The sequence below is a fragment of the Mycobacterium shunyiense genome (assembly GCF_058270035.1).
In genome coordinates this window covers 126,755-146,120 of sequence record NZ_JBZDPT010000044.1, presented here as the reverse complement: position 1 = coordinate 146,120, position 19,366 = coordinate 126,755, and the positions used below count along the sequence as shown (strand labels likewise).

General features: G+C 67.4%; 23 protein-coding genes. 7 read left to right on the top strand and 16 right to left on the bottom strand.

Annotated elements, in window-relative coordinates; translation table 11 throughout:
- Position 1: 1 nt before the first annotated feature.
- The gene (locus AC4ELS_RS25545) at positions 2–835 is read right to left on the bottom strand and encodes a class I SAM-dependent methyltransferase (RefSeq protein ID WP_498889462.1); all 834 of its coding nucleotides are present in this window, start codon (positions 833–835) and stop codon (positions 2–4) included.
- A gap of 103 nt (positions 836–938) precedes the next feature.
- Between AC4ELS_RS25545 and otnI the strand changes: the two genes are divergently transcribed.
- Positions 939–1,724, top strand: coding sequence for a 2-oxo-tetronate isomerase (otnI, locus tag AC4ELS_RS25540; protein WP_499049786.1), 786 nt, complete (start codon positions 939–941; stop codon positions 1,722–1,724).
- A 4-nt stretch (positions 1,725–1,728) separates the two neighbouring features.
- Here otnI and AC4ELS_RS25535 read toward each other — a convergent pair whose 3' ends face one another.
- Genes AC4ELS_RS25535 through AC4ELS_RS25525 form a run of 3 tightly spaced genes read right to left on the bottom strand, consistent with a single transcriptional unit; the run spans position 1,729 to position 4,105 of the window.
- Complete coding sequence (locus AC4ELS_RS25535) at positions 1,729–2,244, bottom strand: DUF1697 domain-containing protein (RefSeq protein WP_499049783.1); 516 nt, start codon at positions 2,242–2,244, stop codon at positions 1,729–1,731.
- 17 nt (positions 2,245–2,261) lie between these two features.
- A complete protein-coding gene (locus AC4ELS_RS25530) occupies positions 2,262–3,248 on the bottom strand; it encodes an alpha/beta hydrolase family protein (protein WP_448449007.1) in 987 nt (328 codons plus the stop codon).
- 26 nt (positions 3,249–3,274) lie between these two features.
- On the bottom strand, positions 3,275–4,105 hold the full coding sequence (locus tag AC4ELS_RS25525; RefSeq protein ID WP_463794983.1) for a class I SAM-dependent methyltransferase: 831 nt from the start codon (positions 4,103–4,105) through the stop codon (positions 3,275–3,277).
- A 31-nt stretch (positions 4,106–4,136) separates the two neighbouring features.
- On the opposite strand from AC4ELS_RS25525, the gene AC4ELS_RS25520 reads away from it, so the two are divergent.
- Together AC4ELS_RS25520 and AC4ELS_RS25515 are read left to right on the top strand one after the other, a co-directional pair.
- Positions 4,137–4,580 (top strand): PPOX class F420-dependent oxidoreductase, encoded by a 444-nt coding sequence (locus AC4ELS_RS25520; protein ID WP_064882694.1) that lies wholly within the window; start codon positions 4,137–4,139, stop codon positions 4,578–4,580.
- Between the two features lie 42 nt (positions 4,581–4,622).
- Positions 4,623–4,793, top strand: coding sequence for a DUF5302 domain-containing protein (locus AC4ELS_RS25515; protein ID WP_110777269.1), 171 nt, complete (start codon positions 4,623–4,625; stop codon positions 4,791–4,793).
- A gap of 79 nt (positions 4,794–4,872) precedes the next feature.
- Here AC4ELS_RS25515 and AC4ELS_RS25510 read toward each other — a convergent pair whose 3' ends face one another.
- From AC4ELS_RS25510 to AC4ELS_RS25470, 9 genes are all read right to left on the bottom strand, one after another.
- Positions 4,873–6,198 (bottom strand): acyltransferase family protein, encoded by a 1,326-nt coding sequence (locus tag AC4ELS_RS25510; protein WP_499049780.1) that lies wholly within the window; start codon positions 6,196–6,198, stop codon positions 4,873–4,875.
- A gap of 35 nt (positions 6,199–6,233) precedes the next feature.
- Positions 6,234–7,412, bottom strand: coding sequence for an MFS transporter (locus AC4ELS_RS25505; RefSeq protein ID WP_499049777.1), 1,179 nt, complete (start codon positions 7,410–7,412; stop codon positions 6,234–6,236).
- A 116-nt stretch (positions 7,413–7,528) separates the two neighbouring features.
- Complete coding sequence (locus AC4ELS_RS25500; protein ID WP_498889472.1) at positions 7,529–9,160, bottom strand: monocarboxylic acid transporter; 1,632 nt, start codon at positions 9,158–9,160, stop codon at positions 7,529–7,531.
- Positions 9,157–9,501: a DUF485 domain-containing protein gene (locus tag AC4ELS_RS25495; RefSeq protein WP_055116574.1), complete on the bottom strand. Its 345-nt coding sequence runs from the start codon at positions 9,499–9,501 to the stop codon at positions 9,157–9,159. Before AC4ELS_RS25495 ends, AC4ELS_RS25500 begins: the two co-directional genes overlap by 4 nt.
- 150 nt (positions 9,502–9,651) lie before the next feature.
- A complete protein-coding gene (locus tag AC4ELS_RS25490) occupies positions 9,652–11,382 on the bottom strand; it encodes a sodium/solute symporter (RefSeq protein WP_499049774.1) in 1,731 nt (576 codons plus the stop codon).
- Positions 11,379–11,690 (bottom strand): hypothetical protein, encoded by a 312-nt coding sequence (locus tag AC4ELS_RS25485; protein ID WP_110777271.1) that lies wholly within the window; start codon positions 11,688–11,690, stop codon positions 11,379–11,381. Before AC4ELS_RS25485 ends, AC4ELS_RS25490 begins: the two co-directional genes overlap by 4 nt.
- A gap of 121 nt (positions 11,691–11,811) precedes the next feature.
- Positions 11,812–12,603: a LytR/AlgR family response regulator transcription factor gene (locus AC4ELS_RS25480; RefSeq protein ID WP_499049771.1), complete on the bottom strand. Its 792-nt coding sequence runs from the start codon at positions 12,601–12,603 to the stop codon at positions 11,812–11,814.
- Positions 12,600–13,799: a sensor histidine kinase gene (locus AC4ELS_RS25475; RefSeq protein WP_499049768.1), complete on the bottom strand. Its 1,200-nt coding sequence runs from the start codon at positions 13,797–13,799 to the stop codon at positions 12,600–12,602. Before AC4ELS_RS25475 ends, AC4ELS_RS25480 begins: the two co-directional genes overlap by 4 nt.
- Positions 13,800–13,847: 48 nt before the next feature.
- The gene (locus AC4ELS_RS25470; protein ID WP_463794973.1) at positions 13,848–14,150 is read right to left on the bottom strand and encodes a DUF732 domain-containing protein; all 303 of its coding nucleotides are present in this window, start codon (positions 14,148–14,150) and stop codon (positions 13,848–13,850) included.
- Between the two features lie 91 nt (positions 14,151–14,241).
- On the opposite strand from AC4ELS_RS25470, the gene AC4ELS_RS25465 reads away from it, so the two are divergent.
- Positions 14,242–14,826, top strand: coding sequence for an HhH-GPD-type base excision DNA repair protein (locus tag AC4ELS_RS25465; RefSeq protein WP_064960444.1), 585 nt, complete (start codon positions 14,242–14,244; stop codon positions 14,824–14,826).
- Positions 14,827–14,928: 102 nt separating this feature from the next.
- Positions 14,929–15,078 (top strand): DUF1059 domain-containing protein, encoded by a 150-nt coding sequence (locus AC4ELS_RS25460; protein WP_003882209.1) that lies wholly within the window; start codon positions 14,929–14,931, stop codon positions 15,076–15,078.
- A gap of 100 nt (positions 15,079–15,178) precedes the next feature.
- On the opposite strand, the gene AC4ELS_RS25455 is transcribed toward AC4ELS_RS25460, so the two are convergent.
- Positions 15,179–16,240, bottom strand: coding sequence for an Rv1157c family protein (locus tag AC4ELS_RS25455; protein ID WP_463794968.1), 1,062 nt, complete (start codon positions 16,238–16,240; stop codon positions 15,179–15,181).
- A 53-nt stretch (positions 16,241–16,293) separates the two neighbouring features.
- Positions 16,294–16,944 (bottom strand): hypothetical protein, encoded by a 651-nt coding sequence (locus AC4ELS_RS25450; protein WP_448448999.1) that lies wholly within the window; start codon positions 16,942–16,944, stop codon positions 16,294–16,296.
- Positions 16,945–17,272: 328 nt separating this feature from the next.
- Here AC4ELS_RS25450 and AC4ELS_RS25445 point away from each other — a divergent pair, with 328 nt between their 5' ends.
- Positions 17,273–18,502, top strand: a complete 1,230-nt coding sequence (locus AC4ELS_RS25445; RefSeq protein WP_499049764.1) for a mannosyltransferase — start codon at positions 17,273–17,275, stop codon at positions 18,500–18,502.
- Here the strand turns inward: AC4ELS_RS25445 and AC4ELS_RS25440 are convergent.
- A complete protein-coding gene (locus AC4ELS_RS25440) occupies positions 18,471–18,764 on the bottom strand; it encodes a 4a-hydroxytetrahydrobiopterin dehydratase (protein ID WP_448448997.1) in 294 nt (97 codons plus the stop codon). The two genes, AC4ELS_RS25445 and AC4ELS_RS25440, sit on opposite strands and share 32 nt — an antisense overlap.
- Before the next feature lie 25 nt (positions 18,765–18,789).
- On the opposite strand from AC4ELS_RS25440, the gene AC4ELS_RS25435 reads away from it, so the two are divergent.
- Positions 18,790–19,200 carry a (deoxy)nucleoside triphosphate pyrophosphohydrolase gene (locus AC4ELS_RS25435; protein WP_448448996.1) on the top strand — a complete coding sequence of 137 codons (411 nt, stop codon included), beginning with the start codon at positions 18,790–18,792 and terminating at the stop codon, positions 19,198–19,200.
- Positions 19,201–19,366 lie beyond the last annotated feature (166 nt).

Here is a 19,366-nt window from a genome sequence, read left to right as displayed (position 1 = left end):
ACTAGCCGAACTCCAGCAGACCTACCACCGGGCGGACGGGGTCGAAGATCGGCAGGTGGTAGGTCCGCAACAGGGCGTTGAAGATCGCGCCGCGGCCGGGTGGCATCGGCAGATCGCGAACCGCCCGTACTCCGGGGACGGTGTTGACCAGATCGGCGAGCTCGCCCGGGGACAGGCTGAACGGCATGGGCGGCACCCGATAGCGCATCGAGGTCGGCATCCCTTTGCGGGTGAGAAACGCGAAGAACGCCGGAGGCAGGTCGAACATCATCTGTCCGCCCGGAAAGCGCTGCGCGCAGGCACGGATCAGTGACATGGACTCCTCTGGCTGCAGATACATCAGGAGGCCCTCGGCGGTGATGAACACGCCGTGATCGGTGTCGACGTGGTCCATCCAGCTGAAGTCCAGTGCCGACTGGGCGCGCTGCGTGACGCGGTCGGGCTTGGGCAGCAGCTTGTTGCGGAGCTCGATCATCGGCTCCAAATCGACTGACATCCAGCGGAACTCATGTCCCACGCCGGCGGCGTCCAGGCGGTAGAAGCTGGTCTGCAACCCCTCGGCCAACGCCACCACGGTGGCCTTCGGATGCTCGCGAAGATAGTCGCCGGTGATCCGGTCGAACAGCAGTGAACGCAGGGCCATGTCCTGGCGGCGGGTATAGCCGAACTTGGCGAAATCAAAATCGATCGAGTCGACCAGTTGCAGCGCCACCGGATCGTCGATCAGACCGTCCGGGCGGCGTGCCTCGTGCGCGCGCACCTGCAGGGTCAGCAGTGCCGTCTCGGAGACACCGGTGAGCGCACTGCCACTGACCTTCTCTGAGCCACCCGTCATGGCGCGAATGTACCCGCGTTCCGCCGGCCGGTGCCAACCTCGTCGATCGCACGCGCAAAGATGCTCTCAAAGGGTGATTCGGTTCAGCTGGAAGGAGTCCGCCGTGCCACGCTTCGCGGCCAATCTCTCCATGATGTACCCCGAACACGCCTTCCTCGACCGGTTCGCCGCCGCGGCGGCCGACGGGTTCACCGCGGTGGAATTCCTCTTCCCGTACGAGTACCCGGCCGAGCAGCTGCGCGTTCGCCTCGATGCCTGCGGTCTGGAGCAGGCGTTGTTCAACGCTCATCCCGGCGATTACACGGCGGGGGAACGCGGCACCGCCTCCCTGCCCGGCCGCGAGGCCGAGTTCAGGGATGGATTCGTCCGCGCACTGGGCTACGCCGAGGCGCTGAATTGCCCACGGGTGCACGTGATGGCCGGCGTTGTCCCGACCGGTGCCGGGCGCGAGGAGCGGCTGGCGGTGTACCGCGACAACCTCACCTGGGCCGCCGATCAGGCCGCCGGCCTCGGCGTCGACGTGCTGATCGAACCGATCAACCAGCGCGACATGCCCGGCTATCTGCTGAGCCGGCAGGACGAGGCGCACCGCATTGTGGGCGGTATCGGGGCGCCGAACCTCAAGGTGCAACTCGACCTGTACCACTGCCAGATCACCGAAGGTGACGTGACGGTCCGGCTGCGGTCGGACATTCCGACCGGTCACGTCGGGCACCTGCAGATCGCCGGAGTTCCCGATCGTCACGAACCCGACAGCGGCGAACTGGCGATCGACTACCTGCTCGCCGTCATCGACGAGACCGGTTACGACGGTTGGGTGGGCTGTGAGTACCGTCCCGCCGCCGGCACGAGCGCAGGGTTGGGGTGGCTGCGAAGAGCGCGCGGGTGACGGCTCAGCGCAGCACCTTGTCCAGGGTCCGTAGATTTCTGGTGGTGGTGCAGGATTTGTAGCGCTTCTTGCCCATGGTCTTGCCGATCGCGCTGTCGAGCGTCGCGGCTCGGGGCACCTGCCAATAGAGCACCCCGTCGCCGCGTTGCACCTTTTCGTCGTCGCCCGGGGTCAGCGCCGCGAGCTCGTCGAGCAGGTTGTCGTCACTCACGAATGTGACATACGAGTGGTGGTCGGGGACTTCCCGCGCGAACGGATAATCGGCGGAGATCTTCTGCAGCGTGGGGATGTCGTACACCAACACCCATGCCTCGTAGCCGAAGGCGTCGCGCAGTGCCTTCTCGGCGGTGGTGCGGACCTTCGGGGCCTTGGAAGTGCTGTCCAGCAAGACATTTCCGCTTGCCAGAATCGTCTTGACCTCGGTGAATCCGGCTGCCTCCATGGCTTTGGCCACGTCGGCCATCTTGAGATTCACGCCTCCCACGTTGATGCCGCGCAGGAACGCGATGTAGCCCGTCACCGCTCCAGCCTAACCAGTCACTTCACCGGCAGTTGGTCCAATTCGGCCTTCGAGGTGGCGGTGATGAGGTGGAGCACCCGCCGGAAGCTGGGGGATCGCGTCGACACGATCGACGTGTGATTCTCACCCGGGAGCAGTTCGACGCTGGCCCGGCCGCCGCGCTTCTTGAGCGCTGCGACGTAGCGCTGCGAATTGGCCGGTGCCACAACGGTGTCGAGGGTTCCGTGCACCGCGATCACCGGCACGCTCGGGTCGAGGTTCTGGATCGGATCGACCGAGGCGTACCGCTGCGGCACCTCTGCCGGGCGGCCGCCGAGCACTGCGACGATGCGTTTGTCGCCGTGGTCGGCGGCGTAGACCATGTCGAGCGGACCGGCCAGCGAGATGACCCTGGTCGGCCGGAACCGAGGCCGGGATCCGACCTCGTCACCGCGCAGGTCCTGGCGGGTGCTGGCCCATACCGCCAATTGGGCTCCTGCACTATGGCCCACGACCAGCGCGTCGTCGATGGCCAGCTGCGGATACTGCAGGGCCACCTCGGCGACATAGTCCATGGCGCCGGCCACGTCGTCGAACGTGGTCGGCCACCCACCGCCCGACCCCATCCTGCGGTACTCGATGTTGTAGACCGCCATGCCGCGGCTACTGAGCTCGCGGGCCAGGCCCTGGAACACCCCCGCGCCCATCGTGCTCTGCCACCCGCCGCCGTGGATCAGCACCACCAGCGGGACCGAATTGAACGCATGCCTGCCGGCGGGCAGGTAGAGATCGGCCCAGTTCTGGTCGGGGTACCGGTCGGTGGGCCGGGCGTCGGACCGGTAGTGGACGCGGGTGACAGTCACGTCGTGCAGGGTGAGGGCCTCGGGGACCACCGCGACCGCAGCGGACCTCTTTTCCGTTTTCGCCTCGGTTGTGCAGGACGGCGTGACACCGACGACGAGCAAAGCGGTGAGCGCGATCAGCGCCCGCCGGTACCGCCGGCGATGCAGTCCTGGAATCAGCACAGTCGTCTCTTTCTCGATCCTTCGGGTCAGAAGTCCAGTGCCGTGATGGACGGTCTGATGCGGTGGATCGCGCCGATCCGGTCCAGCCACGGCTCGGCCGCCAGCTTGAACAGGCCGCGCCCGGCCTGCATGGGCACGTCCCGAGCCGACCTCACCCCGGCGATGGCTCCCGGTCCCGTCCCAGCCATGGCCAGGCCCTCTTCGGCGGTCAGCGCGAACGGCATCGGCGGCGCGATGTAGCGGTCGGACAGGTGTAGACCCTTGATGGTGCGCCGGCTCGCCCAGTGCGGGATCGAGTCGAACACCATCCGCCCCCCGGGGAACCGTGCCGCGCAGTCGGCGATCAGGCTGCGCACGTCGTCGGGTTCCAGGTACATCAGAAGTCCCTCGGCGGTGATGAACACACCGTTGGTGGCGTCGACGTGGTCCATCCAACTGCGGTCGAGTGCCGACTGGGCCAGGGCGACGATGCGGTCGTCATGAGGCAATAGTTTGTCCCGGATCGCGACCACAGGCGGTAGATCGACTGAATACCAGGTCAATTCGTCAGCCACCCCGGCCTGATCGAGGCGCCAGAAGCTGGTCTGCAGCCCCTCGGCCAATGCCACCACCGCGGCCTTCGGATGCGACGAGAGGTAGTCGCGGGTCTCGACGTCGAAGGTGCGGGCCCGCAGCGCATGGGCTTGGGTGGGCCTGCCGAACTTGCGGTAGTCGTAGTCGATGGAGTCACGAAGGGCCACGGCCCACGGGTCGCGGATCACGCCGTCGGAACGTCTGGCCTCGAGACCACGGTTGCTCAGGGTCCACAGCGACGTCGCCGAGACGCCGTCGAGGGTGTTGCCGTCAATCACGCTCATCGAACCGATGGTAAAGACGTACGCTCGTCACATGGGGCGCCAGGTTTTCGACGACAAGCTTTTGGCCTTGATCGGCGGCAACTCGATGGGAGTTCTCGCGACGATCAAGCAGGACGGTCGTCCGCAACTGTCGAATGTCTCCTACTACTTCGACCCGCGGGCAGTGCAGATCCAGGTGTCCATCACCGAGCCGCGGGCCAAGACCCGCAATCTGCGGCGGGATCCCCGGGCATCCGTCCATGTCAGCTCCGACGACGGCTGGTCGTATGCGGTTGCCGAGGGCGACGCGATCCTCACCCCACCCGCCGCCGCGCCCGACGACGATACGGTCGAGGGGCTGATTGCCTTGTACCGCAACATCGCCGGAGAGCATCCCGACTGGGACGATTACCGGCGAGCCATGGTCGACGATCGCCGCGTGTTGCTGACCCTGCCGATCACGCACGTGTACGGGATGCCGCCGGGCCGTCGGTAATACGCGTGACTATGGACTCGGAGTCGGACTACGCTGCGGCGTATGGCTGACGACACACCGGAAGACGACAACAAGCGCAAATTCCGGGAGGCCCTGGAGCGCAAGAAGGCGCAGTCGTCTGGGGGCGCTGCGCACAAGGACGGCGGGCGTGACAAATCGCGGGCACATGGCCCGGTCGAGAACCGGCGGGAATTCCGCCGCAAGAGCGGGTAGATACAGGTTCGTCAACGCCGAGTGTGCGTACAGATCGCTATTCCGTGGAAATTCGCGATCTGTACGCACACTCGACGTGTTAGTTGCGGGCCAGCGCCCGGGCCGCCACGAGGGCGGCCAACATGACCGCCACGCAGTACACGCCCTGATCTTTCAGGCCCCAAGCAACCGAGGTCAGTGTCGCCGCACCGGCCAGGCACAGCAGCAGTCCCACCGTGGCGCTGCGGATGCCGGTGTCGGCCACCGCGCCACCGTCCCACAGTGGCAGCGGCGAGTTCTCCAGCGGTCGCAGCGCGACGAAGGCGACCGCGACCAGTCCGGCCATCACGGCCAACTGCAGCACTGACAGCGCGATGAAGCCGGGGGCAGACGGGTCGATGCGGTCGAGCCCAAGGTAGTCGAACACCAGGTGCAGGCCCAGCAGCAGCGGCATGTGCCACAGGTACAGCGTCATCGCACCGGAGTTGCCGATCGCGGTCAGCCACCACACCCGCGGCCGCTGAGCCCACCGGTTGATGGCGGGGGCGGCGGCAATCGCGAACGCGCACATCATGATTGCGTGGCCGGCCAGCAGCAGCGACGGCGGCGTCATGTTCTTCAGGTGCTGGGTCTCGATGCCGACCAGGCTCAGCTCGTAGGGGCCGAAGTACAGCAGTGCCAGGTTCACCCCGAGCATGCCGATCCCGATCTTCAGCGCGGCACTGCTGGACAGCAGGTGGCGACGGTAGGCCACACCGAACACTCCGGGGATCAACCACACCACGGTGTTGAGGTAGCCCAGTGTGGCGTAGCCGTCCATGTTTATCCGGACCATGTCGATCACGGCGATGAACGCATATGTGCCGATGATCGCGCCGGCCATCTGCCCGGTCGTGGTGATACGGGCCAGCAGCGGCACCGCGGCCAGCACCAGGACATAAGCGCCCAGGAACCACAGCAGCTGGATGGAGATCCCGGCGATGGGCTCGTACACATGCTCGGGCAGCACGAACCGCAACACCGCCAGGGCCGCGGTCCAGAAAGCCAGGTAGTAGAACACCGGCCGGTACAGCCGGGTGCAGCGTCGCAGCAGCCACCCGCCCCACGAGGAGCCCGGCTTCCAGGACTGCACCGAAGCGGCCACGCCGGCGAAGAAGAACAACGGCATGATCTGGAACACCCAGGTCAGCGCCTGAAACACGACGGACGCGGTGAGCAGGTTGCTCCAGATGAACACGTCGTCACGGATCGTGCTGGTGGCCATGATCGTGTGGCCGAACACCACACCGACCAGGGAGACGATCCGGATGACGTCGATGGCGCGGTCCCGGTCGGGTGGGGTCTGCGCCTCGACCTCGGCGGGCGAGGGGAACGGCCCGGCTTTCGCGGGGGCATTCTTGGCAGCTGTGTCAGCAGCAACGGTCATGGCTAGAACGCTATGGCCCCACGGCTGCGTAGTCCCTAGGTAGAAGCACTCAACTTCGCTCTGGCCTCCGCGAACAGGATCGCGGTCAGACAGATCGCGGCCAGCACCGCGACCGTGATCGCGAAAGTGATGCCGGCGGTGCGCAGGCCCAGTGATTGAGCGGCCAGACCCTCGCCGATCACCGGAAGCGAGATGGCGACATAGGCGACGACGAAGTAGGTGGAGCTGACCTCGGCGCGACGCTGGGCCGGGGCGCGCTCGACGACCGCGGCCAGGCCCCGGCTGAAGCTCATGCCCTGGCCGATGCCGGATACCACGGCCGCGGCGATCAGGCCGGGCAGCGAGGAAAAATACAGTGCCGCAGTCAGAATCATCATGCCCACGATCAGCAGTCCGCAGCCGACCGCCACCGCCCGCTCGGCGACCATTCGATTCGCTGCCACCTGGGTCAAGGCCGAGGCCGCGAAGATCGAGCAGGCGATCGCGCCCGCCACCGCGTGGTTGCCGATGCCGATGACGTTCGACAGGAACGACGGCGCGACCGCGGTGAACAGTCCGGTCACCGCGAATCCGGCGAAGGCGGCGAGTGCGGCGATGACGAAGACGGTCCGCACCTCGGTGGGCACGGACAGCCGCTGCAACCCGATCCTCCCGGTGCGCGCCGACGTCTCCGGCACAACGAACACCGCGATCCCGGCCAGCACAGCGAGGCCGATGTGAATCAGGAACGGCAGCAGAAGGGGTTGGGGTGCGTACTGCACCAGTAGCCCGGCCAGCAGCGGGCCGGCGCCCAAGCCGCCGATGTTGGCCACTGTCGCCACCGCCGCGGCCCTGGATTTCCAGGCCTGGGGGGCGGCCTCAATGACGGCCGCCGTGGCCGTTCCGGTGAAGAGACCCGCCGACAGACCGGACAGGACCCGACCGATCAGCAGCAGCGGCACCGAATCGGCGAACAGGAACACCACGGCGCTGACCAGGGCCGCCGCCACGCCCGCCAGCAGCATGGGCCGCCGACCCACGGCATCCGACCAGCGGCCGAATACGAGCAGCGCGAACAACACACCGCCGGCGTAGGTGGCATAGATGACCGTCGTGGTCAGCACCGCGAAATGCATGCGGTCGGCGTACAGCGCGTACATCGGGGTGGGCAGCGTGGTGCCCACCATGATCGCGGCGAACGCGTACGCGAGGAGAGGAAAGGAGAGGCGGCGCACGCTGAATGGTAGCGGCGCCGCCCGACCTGTTATTCCGCTTATTCCGCCGAAACGGCATTCCAGCAGGCCGCTACTCGCAGTTTCTCTGCTGGAATGCCGTTTCGGCGGAGTGGCGTCTAGTGCGCGACCGCCTTCTCGGCGCCGACGCCGGTCAGCGACCGGACCTCCATCTCGGCGTTGAGTTCGGGGTTCCCGGTGTCGGGCGACGTGAGCGTGCCGATGATGCCGAGCGCGAATGCGAGCGGGATGGACACGATGCCTGGGTTGGCCAGCGGGAAGAAATCGAAGTCCGCGCCGGGGATCATGGCGGTCTTCGAACCCGATACGGCGGGGGAGAACACAATCAGCACGATGGTCGAGATCAGGCCGCCGTACATGCTCCACAGGGCACCGCGGGTGTTGAACCGCTTCCAGTACAGCGAGTACACGATCGTCGGTAGGTTGGCCGCAGCAGCCACGGCGAATGCCAGGGCCACCAGGAACGCCACGTTCTGGCCGTTGGCGAGAATGCCCAGCCCGATCGCGAACACGCCGAGCACGACCGCGGTGATACGCGAGACCCGCACTTGCTCGTCTTCGGTCACCTTGTGCGACTTGAGTACTGACGCATAGATGTCGTGGGCGAACGAGGCCGACGCCGTGATGGTCAGACCGGCCACGACGGCGAGGATCGTCGCGAACGCCACCGCGGAGATGACCCCGAGCAGGATCACCCCGCCGAGTTCGAACGCCAGCAGCGGGGCGGCCGAGTTGACGCCACCGGCTGCCCCAAGAATGCGGTCCGGACCGACCAGGGCGGCCGCGCCGTAGCCGAGTACCAAAGTAAATAGGTAGAAGGCGCCGATCAGCGCGATCGCCCAGACCACTGATCGCCGAGCCTCTTTCGCGGTCGGCACCGTGTAGAAGCGCATCAGCACGTGGGGTAGGCCCGCGGTACCGAGCACCAGCGCCAGCGCCAGCGAGATGAAGTTGATCTGCGAGGTGAGCGATCCGCCGTACTGCGCGCCCGGGGCGAGCACGTCACGGCTGGACACGCCCTTGGTGGTGGCCCCGGAGATCGCCGATTGTGCCGAACCGAGGATCTCGGAGAAGTTCAGCCCGAACTTGCTCAGCACCATCACGGTCATCAGAGCGGCACCCGCGATCAGCAGCACGGCCTTGATGATCTGCACCCACGTGGTGCCCTTCATGCCGCCGACCAAGACGTAGACGATCATCAGGATGCCGACGACGGCGATCACGATCGACTGCCCGGTGCGGCTGTTGACGTCGAGCAGCAGGGCGACCAGACCGCCGGCTCCGGCCATCTGGGCCAGCAGGTAGAACAGCGAAACCGTCAGTGTCGAGATGGCCGCGGCCAGCCGCACCGGACGCTGCTTGAGCCGGAAGCTCAGCACGTCGGCCATGGTGAATTTACCTGTGTTGCGCAGTAATTCGGCCACCAGTAGTAGGGCGACCAGCCAGGCCACCAGGAACCCGATCGAGTACAGGAAGCCGTCGTAGCCGTAGACGGCGATGGCGCCGGCGATGCCGAGGAAGCTGGCCGCCGACAGGTAGTCGCCGGCGACGGCGATGCCGTTCTGCGGGCCGGAGAAGCCGCGGCCGCCGGTGAAGAACTCGTCGGCGGTCGCATTTCGCTTGCTGGCCTTGATCACCACGATCATCGTGACGACGACGAAGAGGCTGAAGATGCCGATGTTGGCCACCGGGTTACCGACGGTCTCCGCGGCGAGCGTTGTGACTGTCATCGGGTGCCCTCCAGCTCTTCGCGGATGGCGGTGGCCCGCGGGTCGAGCTCCCGGTTCGCGAAGCGTACGTACAACCCGGTGATGAGGAACGTGGTGAGGAACTGGCCCAGCCCGATCAGCAGGCCGACGTTGACGTTGCCGAACACCCGGATGGCCATGAAGTCGTGGGCGAACGCGCCGAGAGCGACGTAGAGGCCGTACCAGACCAGGAAGAACGCGGTCATCGGAAAGACGAAGCGGCGCAGGCGGGTACGCAGTTCCTGGAATTCAGGACTGGCCTGCATGGCGAGGAACTGCTCCCCGGTGGGGGCAACCCTCTCGGGAAGGTCGGTTTCGGTCACCCGAGAACTCCTGACAATTGGCTGTGAGAGCGGATAGCGCCTGAACCTAATTGAGAGCTGGGTCACATGGGCGGGGTATCGAGGTCGATACGCCGAATTCGGTCATCGCTGCGCCGAGCGGTCGGTCGTCGGGGCTGAGCGGCAGGCGGTTCAGCCTGCGGGCACCCGCTCGACGCCGAGGCCGAGGCGTTCGGGCACGTGCATGCGCGCGAAGATCTGCGCGACGCCCGCGATGGGCCGGGTGAACATGCTGACGACGATCATGGTGAGGAAGGCGATCGGCACGCTGACCGCCGCCGGGTAACCGACCATCACCGCGGGCCATCCGCCGAGTACGTCGTCATCGATACCGCCGCTGATCGCCACGAGCGCCGCGCTGCCGCACACACATCCGCCCACCGCGAGGCCACATGCCGCACCGATCGCCGTCAGGCCGCGCCACCAGATACCGAGCACCAGTAGCGGGCACAGGGTGGACGCGGCGACCGCGAAGGCCAAGCCGACGCTGCGTGACAACTCCAGCCCGGACACCATCAGCGACAACGGGATCGGGATGAGCCCGCCGAACACTGCGGCGATCCGGAAGTCGCGCACCCGGCCGCGCAGCACATCGGTGGCCAGGGCCCCGGCGACGCTGATCAGCAGGCCCGAGGAGGTTGCCAGGAACGCCGCGATGGCGCCGGCGGCCACCAGGGCGGCCAGCAGTTGGCCGCCGATCCCGCCGACGGCTGCGCCGGGGGCCAAAAGCACTGCAGCGTCGGCAGTTCCGGTGATGAGCAGCTGCGGCACGTACAACCGGGAGAAGACCCCGAGCAGGATCGGGAAGAAGTAGAACACCGACAGCAGTGCCACCACCGCCAGCGCGGTACGGCGGGCCGCCCGACCGTCGGGGTTGGTATAGAAGCGGACCAGCACATGCGGCAGGCCCATGGTGCCCAGGAACGTCGCGACGATGATCGACAACACCTGATACAGCGGATGTCCACCGCCCAGGCCGCCGCCCGAGGCGATCCACTCACTGCCGGTCCCCGGAGTGCCGGCCACCACCGGCGTGGCCGCACCCGCGGCCAGCGTGAGTGTGGTGCCCGCGCCGAGGGTGTGTTGCCCGGGCGCGGTGATCGTGGCGGAGTCGACGTGACGGCCGTCCAGGTCGCCGGACACGGTGATGCCCGCCGGATCGATCACCTGGACCACCACTGCGGTCTCGATCTGCACGGTGGTCTGCTGCTGCACAGTGGGCGGCAGTGGGCCGCCCAAATCGCCACGGTCGCCGATGAACAGCCCGAGCAGGGCCAGCGCCGGGACCGCGATGGCGGTGAGTTTGAGCCAGTATTGAAACGCCTGCACGAAGGTGATCGACCGCATGCCGCCGGCCACCACGTTGGTGATCACGATCCCGGCGACGAGCAGCGGTCCGATCCAGACCGGCACGCCCAGAAGCGTTTTCAGGGCGAGCCCGGCGCCCTGATACTGCGGCGCCAGATAAAACAGGCAGATCACCACGACGACGAGCATGGCCACCTTGCGCAGACGGACCGAGCCGAGCCGGAATTCGGCGAAGTCGGGGACGGTGTAGGCCCCCGAGCGTCGCAGCGGTGCGGCCACGAACAGCAGCACGCCCAGATAACCCGCGGTGAAACCGACCGGATACCACAGCGCGTCGGCGCCGTACTTCGCGATCAGCCCGGCCACCCCGAGAAACGAGGCGGCGGAGAGATATTCACCGGAGATCGCGGCGGCGTTCCACTGCGGGCCGACGCTGCGCGAGGCCACCAGGAAGTCGGAGGTGGTGCGCGACAACCGAACCCCGTAGGCGCCGATGGCGATGGTGGTCACGACGGCGGCGAGCAGGGCAGCGGCGGTCAGCGGTGCGCCGGTCATGGTTCGCTGTCGACGACGCGGACGAAATCGCGCTCGCCCTGCTCGGCCAGTCGGATATAGAGCCGGCCTACGCCGTACAGCAGGGGATACAGCAGCCCGGCGAGGATCAGCCAGTTGAGCCGGATGCCGAGTACGGTGAGCGCGGCGAACTCCGGTACGGCGGAATTGAGTAGTACCAAGGCCACCACGACCGTGACCACTACGGCGGCGAGTCGCAAGGCGAGCCCCAACTGTGTGCGCACCAGGCCGCGTACCAGTGCGTCGCCCACCTGTGTCTGCTCGGCCACCTCGATGCGCGTGCGCACCATGCGGGTACCGCGGCGGTGGGCCAGCACGACGCGTTGGCGTCCGGCGGCGGGCCGCCCATTGGGTCCGGCGGCGGGCCGCCCATTGGGTCCGGCGGCGGGCCGCCCAGCGGACCCAGGCCGCTCACTCATCGCTGCCCGCCGGTTTGAGGGAACGCATCGGATCGCGGACCAGTCGGTCCCGCAGTTCGCGGGCCTGGCGCCGGCTCACCGGAAGCTCCACGGCGGGGGAGGTTCCGTTGGCGCGTAACCGCACCAGCACGGCGCCTTCGGCGGTACGCAGCCCGGTGATCTGTCGCAGTGACACCAGGTATGACCGGTGGATGCGTTGGAACCCATGGTCGCGCCAGCGGGTTTCCAAGGTGCTCAACGGGATCCGCACCAGGTGGGCGCCGGTGGCCGAGTGCAGCCGGGCGTAGTCACCTTCGGCCTCAACCCAGCCGATGCTGTCGCGGGGCACCAGGTGGGTTATACCGCCCAGTTCGGCGGGAACCACGTTCCAATCCCGATCCTCGGGCTGCGCCGGTTCAGCGGCCGCGGCCTTCGGAGCGGCCGACGCGGCCCGGCGCACGGCTTCGTCGAGGCGGTTCTGCCGGATCGGCTTGAGCAGATAGTCGACGGCGCCGACATCGAAGGCCGCCACTGCCTTGTCCTCGTGGGCGGTCACGAACACCACGGCGGGCCGGTTCGCGTAATTGGCCAGCACCCCGGCCAATTCGATGCCGGACAGGCCGGGCATGTTGATGTCGAGGAACACCGCGTCGAAAGCGTGCTGGTTGAGTTCGCGTAGTGCCGAGGTGGCGTCGGACGCGGTGTGCACCTCACCGACGTCGGGGTGTTGCCCCAGCAGATAGGCCAACTCGTCGAGCGCGGGCGCCTCATCGTCGACAGCGAGCACGGTGAGGCCAGAACTCATGCGAAACCACCTCCGCCGGCTCGGACCCCTGAACGGAACTTCGGCACGCGCATCACCACTTTGGTGCCCGCACCGACCGCTGTCTCGACCACAAGACCGTAATCGTTGCCGAATGCCGCGCGCAGTCGATGGTCCACATTTGTCAGCCCGACATGCGCGGACTCCCCGGTACGGTCGGCCAGTGCGTCGCCGGGGCCGGCGCGCAGTGTGTCGGGATCGATGCCTGCACCGTCGTCCTCCACGGTGATCACGCATTCAGTGCCCGCATCGCGGGCGATGATCTCCACGGATCCGCCGCCCCGACCCGCCAGCCCGTGCCGCACAGCGTTTTCCACCAGCGGTTGCAGCGCGAGGAACGGCACGACGACGTTGAGCACCTCGGGGGCCACCTGAAGCCGTACCCGCAGGCTGGTGCCGAACCGGGCCCGTTCCAGCGTCAGGTAGCGGTCGATGTTGCGCAGTTCGTCGGCGAGCGTGGTGTACTGCCCGGCCGCACGGAACGAGTAGCGGGTGAAATCCGCGAATTCCAGGATCAGTTCGCGGGCCCGGTCCGGGTCGGTCCGGACGAACGAGGCAATCGTGTTGAGCGCGTTGTAGATGAAGTGCGGGCTGATCTGGGCACGCAACGCCAGCACCTCGGCCCGGTCCAGTCGGGCGCGTGACGCGTCGAGTTCGGCCAGCTCGAGCTGGCTGGCGGCGTAGCGCGCCACCTCGCCGACCGCGCCGAGCATGCCCGGGCCAGGGCTGGCCGGTGCCAGGACCACCAGGGCACCGAGCACCTCGCCGCCCTCGGTCAGCAGCGGCTGCGCCACGACAGCTGTCGACCGTGCGGTGTGCAGTACCCGGCGACCGGCACTGATCGACTCGCGGGCGGTGTCGGCACAGACGTCGACGGTGCCGGACTGCCAGATCGCCTCATCGTCGTGGTCACGGGCCAGCAGGGCCGCGTCATCGTCGAACAGCGCGAGCCCCGCGGTACCGGTCAGCTCGCGCAGATAGGGCGCCGCGGTCTGGGCGGATTCGGTGTCCAGGCCTTGACGTAACGCGCGGGCGGCCTGCGCGGCGGTGTGCAGTGCGGCGTGCACGGCACGTTCGGTGGGGGTGGCCACCACCCGCCGGGTGCGCACCACGACGACGGCGGCGATCGCCGCCAAGATCAGCGCCAGGGCCAGCGCGACTGCCACTTCGCCGGACATTGTGGGCCAACCTTAGATGGCTGTGCGGCGAAACCGCAGCTAGCTCACCTACTGAACGGGGCAGGCGTACTTCCTGGCCACGTCGTACACCCGCTGCTCCGCACCGGGGCCGATCACACCCTGGGCGGCCAACTCCCAGCTGATGTACCCCGGGATGCTGCCCGTACACGCCTGGTGAGCGACGCGCCACGCGGTGTCGGGATTCAAGTGGAATCCGTTGCGGTCCAGGCCCTGCATGTAGTTGTCGAACTCCGGCGTGCCCTGATCGGGGATCGCGTTGGCCGTGGCGGCCAAGGCAAGCGCGGTAATCACCGCTGCAAAGAAGGGTGCAACGACGCGTCTCATGTCCATCTCCTGTGGGCACATCACCGGTTAACGCGTACACATTCGCACACTCCACCGACACAGACGTCAAAAACGTGGCTAGTCCTAGACTGGCGACGTGGGAAAACTGCAGCTAGTCCAAGACCCGGAGGCCGACGCCCTGCTGGAGTCCAACCCGTTCGCGCTGTTGGTCGGGATGTTGTTGGATCAGCAGATTCCGATGGAAACCGCATTCGCCGGGCCCAAGAAGATCGCCGACCGTCTCGGTCGTGTCGACGCCCGCGAGATCGCCGACTACAACCCGGACGAATTCATCGCGCTGGTGTCGCAAACCCCTGCCATTCACCGGTTTCCGGGGTCGATGGGCAAGCGGGTACAGGACCTGGCGCGGGCCATCGTCGACGAGTACGACGGCGATGTCACGGCGCTGTGGACCAGCGGCGATCCCGATGGCAAAGAGGTGTTGCGCCGGCTCAAGCGGCTGCCCGGGTTCGGTGACCAGAAAGCCCGGATCTTCTTGGCGCTGTTGGGTAAGCAGTACGGCGTGACGCCGACGGGCTGGCGTGAGGCCGCGGGGGATTACGGCACGGCCGGCAGCTTCATGTCGGTGGCCGACGTGGTAGATCCCGGGTCGCTGCAGAAGGTCCGCACCTACAAGAAGCAGATGAAGGCAGCCGCCAAAGAAGCCAAGGCCAAGAGCTGATGTCGGCGTCGAGCGTGCGCTGAGATCGCGTTTCGTGGCGAAATCGCGATCTGGGTGCACACTCGGGGTTGAAAGCTCGACTACCTATGCAATGGTGAACATATGGCGAAGACACATCTGAACTGCCCGTGTGGAGAAGCGATCAGCGGGACCGATGAGGACGACCTGGTCGAGAAGGCTCAGGCGCATCTGGCCCAGCAGCACCCCGGGCGTGAGTACGACCGCGAAATGATCCTCTTCATGGCCTACTGAGGCCTCCAGACTCAACCGAAAACAGCCCTACACAAAATTCCCGGTCGCCAGCCGTGAGGCAAGCGACCGGGAATTTCGTTTCCCCATTCATATGGTGTGGTCAGGGCACCACCGTGGATCCGATGGTGGGCATGAACTGGCACTGCTTCTCGGTCGTGGTGACCTGGCCGAAGACCGTCGTCATGATGCTGCCCGATCCGGTGTCGGCGATCGCGGTCAGCGTGGTCGGTCCTTCGGGGTTGATGTCCGAGCGCGGCTGCAGCGTCACGCTGCCGGACTTGCCGGTGGTCAGGTTCACCCACGTGGCGTTCAGCGGCAGCTTCTGCTCGGCGGCCGGGCCCGGAGTGCCGATCGCGGTGAACACGTACGCGGTCTGACCGGCCTTCGGACCGGGCAGCGGGATCGTGGCCGGGCCGGCCACCGAGATCGCCGTCGCCAGAACGTTTCCGCCGTCCTTGAGGCAGCCATTGCTGATCGACGGGTACATGAAGTCCTGCGTCGTCGGCGTGTCCGGCCCGAAGCCAGGGGGCGGAGCCGGGGCACCCGCCGGGGCGGCTTCAGGCGCGGGTGCCGGTGCAGGCGCAGCTTCAGGGGCCGGCGCGGGAATGGTGGCCGCGACCGGGACTGCCCCGGGAGTCGGGGCGGGCGCGGGTGCAGCTTCGGGTGCGGGTGCCGCCGCCTGTGCCGCCGGGGCAGCGGGTGCAGCCGGTGCCGGCGCGGGAGCGGGTGCGGCCTCGGGAGCGGGCGCGGGTGCCGGTGCGGGCAGCGCCTCAGGGGCCGGCCCGGCCGCATGGGCCGGGTCGACACCCATCGGCAGGTGAGCGTCGCCGCCGGCGCCCAGAGCAGGAACATGCTCGGGTGCGGCGACGGGCTGCGCCGCGAAATGGTTGACCGCCGTGGCGACGTTGCGGGATTCAGCCGATTCCGATTTGTTGGCAGCGAATGCCTGCGCGGCTGCCATCAGCAGTTGCACGGCGCCGCCGGGATCGGCTGCAGCCTGCTGGATGATCGGACTGAGATTCTCCATCGCCGGCAGACCGGGTGCCTGTACCGCGTCGATCGGCAGCGGTGCCGGATCGGCGTTCGCTACGGCGCTGCTGAACAGCAACAGGGTGGTGGACCCGATTGCGGCGGCGGTGCCGAACATCGTTTTCAGAGACATACGCGGTGACATGGTTTTCCCAATCGTTTCGGGCGGTCAGACCAGTTCGGGGATCAGGGCAGGCCGGCGGTCAGCAGTGGAGCCAGCGCCGCGACCTCGGGGTTGAGGGCAGCCGGAGCGGCGGCGGCCGGAGCCGCAACCGCAGGAGCTGCCGCCGCTGCCGGGGCCAACGGCGACGCCGCGGCGGGCAGCGCCGTCTGAGCGGCAACCGGAGCCAGCGAGGCCAGATCGCCCGGGATGTTCACCTTTTGGGGCAGCGGGATGGGCATCCCGGGCACCTGCGGGATCGTCAGCTCCGCAGAGGGGATCAGGGATGCCGGACCGGAGACCGGAGCCGTCGCGGCCGGAACCGCGGGTGCCGCGGCCGGTGCGGTGGCGCCGGGCAGCAACGACCCGAGCGGTGAGGCGGCAGCGGGTGCGGCAGCCGTCGGTGCCTGCGGCAGCGTCACCGAGGCGGTAGCGCCCGGAACCGGAGCCGGTGCGGCGGCAGGGGTGCCGGTCAACGCGGAGCTCACGCCCTGCAGCAGTTGCGGCGCGGCAGCCGGCACGCCGGCGAGTTGGTTGACGATCGGCAGGTTCGGTGCCGGGACCGGCGCCGGGGCCACCGGTTCGGCGTTCGCTGAGGCGCTGAGGGCCAACGCGACCGGGACTGCGCCGGCGGCCGCGATCATGCTGGTGGAAAGTGCTTTCCAGGTGAAGATCATGGTTCTCCCAATCGGTTGCTTGCACGTCTGAAGGGAAAACTATCGAGTTACTGATGGGACTCAAGTGACACGTGTGGCGGTTATTCAACCGTTACTGCCCTGACCGAATTCGTTATCTCGCAGTGCCTTGGGCGTGATGCGTCGGGATCGGGAACCTCACTCTCGGCGATTGTCACGCTGGAGTGACGCCCGGCGCCGACAGCCACTCCAGCGTGACAATCGGGGTCAGGCCGCGGGTCGCCCGTCACTCCAGCGTGACCCTCGGCGGCGAGAGCCGCGCTGGCGTGACAAACCGCCGACGAGACGAGCCGGGCGGGTCGCTAAAGTCGTGTCCGTTAACACCGAACCGGCCACCCACGTCTCAGCAACCGCGCGGCTCTACCGTCTGGCGCCTGCGTTGCTGGTCCTCAGCATTGCGGCGCGCCTGGCCTGGACCTATCTCGTCCCCAACGGCGCGAACTTCGTCGACCTGCACGTCTATGTCGGCGGCGCCGCCACCCTGGACGGTCGGGCCGGCCCGCTCTACGACTACGTCTACGCGGACCAGACACCGGATTTCCCACTGCCTTTCACCTACCCGCCGTTCGCGGCGGTGGTGTTCTACCCGCTGCATCTGCTGCCGTTCGGGTTGGTGGCGTTCTGTTGGCAGATCGGCATCATCGCCGCTCTGTACGGCGTGGTGCGGGTCAGTCAGCTGTTGCTCGGCGGTCCGGCGCCCCGGCGTGTCGCGATGTTGTGGACGGCCGTCGGTATCTGGACGGAGCCGCTGCGCAGCACGTTCGACTATGGGCAGGTCAATGTCGTCCTGGTGCTGGCGGTGCTTTGCGCCGTCTACAGCAACCGCTGGTGGCTGTCGGGGCTGCTGGTCGGTCTGGCCGCGGGCGTGAAACTGACGCCTGCGGTCTCGGGGCTCTACTTCCTCGGCGCGCGCAGGTGGGGCGCTGCGGTGTTCTCGGCCGTGGTGTTCTTCGGGACGGTCGCGTTCTCGGTGCTGGTGATCGGCGACGAGGCGCGCCGGTATTTCACCGAACTTCTCGGTGACGCAGACCGGATCGGACCGATCGGGACGTCGTTCAACCAGTCCTGGCGCGGCGGGATCTCCCGGATCCTTGGCCATGACGCGGGATACGGTCCGGCCGTCCTGCTCGGCATCGCCGTCACCGCGGTCCTTGCCGTTCTGGCCTGGCGGGCTATCGGCGGCAGCGCCGACCGGCTGGGCGCGATCGTGATCGTGAGCCTCTTCGGGTTGCTGCTTTCGCCGATTTCGTGGACGCACCACTGGGTCTGGCTGATTCCACTGATGATCTGGTTGCTGCACGGGCCGCTGGCGAACCGGCTGGGCGCGCGGGTGCTGGGCTGGGGTTGGCTGGCGCTCACGCTGGTCGGCGTGCCGTGGTTGCTCAGCTTCGCCCAGCCGACGATCTGGGAGATCGGCCGACCCTGGTATCTGGCCTGGGCCGGGCTGGTCTACATCGTCGCGACGCTGGCGACGCTGGCCTGGATCGCGACGACTACGCCAAGCGCGTCTAGCCCGGCTGGTCGGCCAGAATCCGGTTGATCTCCGTAGCCATCTGGAGGTCCTTCTCGGTGATTCCGCCGGCAGAATGCGTCACCAGTGCGAATGTGACTGTGCGCCAGCGGATGTCGATGTCAGGGTGATGGTCTTTTTCCTCGGCGAATTCGGCGACACGGCGCACGGCGTCGATGCCGTCGAGGAACGTCGGGAATTTGGTGGATCTGCGCAGGGCACCCGCCGCGCGTTCCCAGCCCGGCAGATCGGGCAGTGCGGCGTCGACCTGATCGTTCGATAACACGGCCATACCCGACGGTATACCGTCGGGCGCGATGGATGAACAGATCGTCGTGGCGGGTGCATTGTTCTCCGAGGCCGGGCTGTTGGTCGCCCAACGCCGGCGGCCGCCGGAGCTTGCCGGATTGTGGGAACTGCCCGGTGGCAAAGTGGCCGCCGGCGAGAGCGACGCCGATGCGCTGACCCGCGAGCTGCGAGAGGAACTGGGGGTCGAGGTGAGTGTCGGCGCCCGCCTCGGCGTGGATGTCACGCTCAAGGCAGGCATGACCCTGCGCGCCTACCGGGCCACACTGACCGCGGGCAGCCCGCAACCGCACGATCACCGGGCGCTGCGATGGGTCACCGCCGACGAACTCGACGAACTCCCATGGGTACCGGCCGATCGGGCTTGGCTTGCGGATCTGACCGCAGCGCTTACCCCGGCCAGCGGACGTGAAAGTACCTGACACGACGGGATTTCGGGTGCCGTCGCGCATGCTCGCACAACAAGCCGACCGCGGGCCTCGGGCGCATGAGATTTATTTGGGCATATCGATGTTGCGGATTACATTTCCGTGAAACCACCCACAACGTTTCCGGGAAAATGACGCGACCGCGCCGAACATGATGTTT

Bases quoted from the DNA above. Each gene is read 5' to 3' on its own strand.
- AC4ELS_RS25475 (WP_499049768.1), bottom strand. From the start codon at position 13,799: ATGTCCGGCGAAGTGGCAGTCGCGCTGGCCCTGGCGCTGATCTTGGCG.
- AC4ELS_RS25440 (WP_448448997.1), bottom strand. From the start codon at position 18,764: ATGGCCGTGTTATCGAACGATCAGGTCGACGCCGCACTGCCCGATCTG.
- AC4ELS_RS25515 (WP_110777269.1), top strand. From the start codon at position 4,623: ATGGCTGACGACACACCGGAAGACGACAACAAGCGCAAATTCCGGGAG.
- AC4ELS_RS25450 (WP_448448999.1), bottom strand. From the start codon at position 16,944: ATGATCTTCACCTGGAAAGCACTTTCCACCAGCATGATCGCGGCCGCC.
- AC4ELS_RS25455 (WP_463794968.1), bottom strand. From the start codon at position 16,240: ATGTCTCTGAAAACGATGTTCGGCACCGCCGCCGCAATCGGGTCCACC.
- AC4ELS_RS25435 (WP_448448996.1), top strand. From the start codon at position 18,790: ATGGATGAACAGATCGTCGTGGCGGGTGCATTGTTCTCCGAGGCCGGG.
- AC4ELS_RS25470 (WP_463794973.1), bottom strand. From the start codon at position 14,150: ATGGACATGAGACGCGTCGTTGCACCCTTCTTTGCAGCGGTGATTACC.
- AC4ELS_RS25480 (WP_499049771.1), bottom strand. From the start codon at position 12,603: ATGAGTTCTGGCCTCACCGTGCTCGCTGTCGACGATGAGGCGCCCGCG.
- AC4ELS_RS25490 (WP_499049774.1), bottom strand. From the start codon at position 11,382: ATGACCGGCGCACCGCTGACCGCCGCTGCCCTGCTCGCCGCCGTCGTG.
- AC4ELS_RS25520 (WP_064882694.1), top strand. From the start codon at position 4,137: ATGGGGCGCCAGGTTTTCGACGACAAGCTTTTGGCCTTGATCGGCGGC.
- AC4ELS_RS25545 (WP_498889462.1), bottom strand. From the start codon at position 835: ATGACGGGTGGCTCAGAGAAGGTCAGTGGCAGTGCGCTCACCGGTGTC.
- AC4ELS_RS25500 (WP_498889472.1), bottom strand. From the start codon at position 9,160: ATGACAGTCACAACGCTCGCCGCGGAGACCGTCGGTAACCCGGTGGCC.
- AC4ELS_RS25460 (WP_003882209.1), top strand. From the start codon at position 14,929: ATGGCGAAGACACATCTGAACTGCCCGTGTGGAGAAGCGATCAGCGGG.
- AC4ELS_RS25525 (WP_463794983.1), bottom strand. From the start codon at position 4,105: ATGAGCGTGATTGACGGCAACACCCTCGACGGCGTCTCGGCGACGTCG.
- AC4ELS_RS25510 (WP_499049780.1), bottom strand. From the start codon at position 6,198: ATGACCGTTGCTGCTGACACAGCTGCCAAGAATGCCCCCGCGAAAGCC.
- AC4ELS_RS25485 (WP_110777271.1), bottom strand. From the start codon at position 11,690: ATGGTGCGCACGCGCATCGAGGTGGCCGAGCAGACACAGGTGGGCGAC.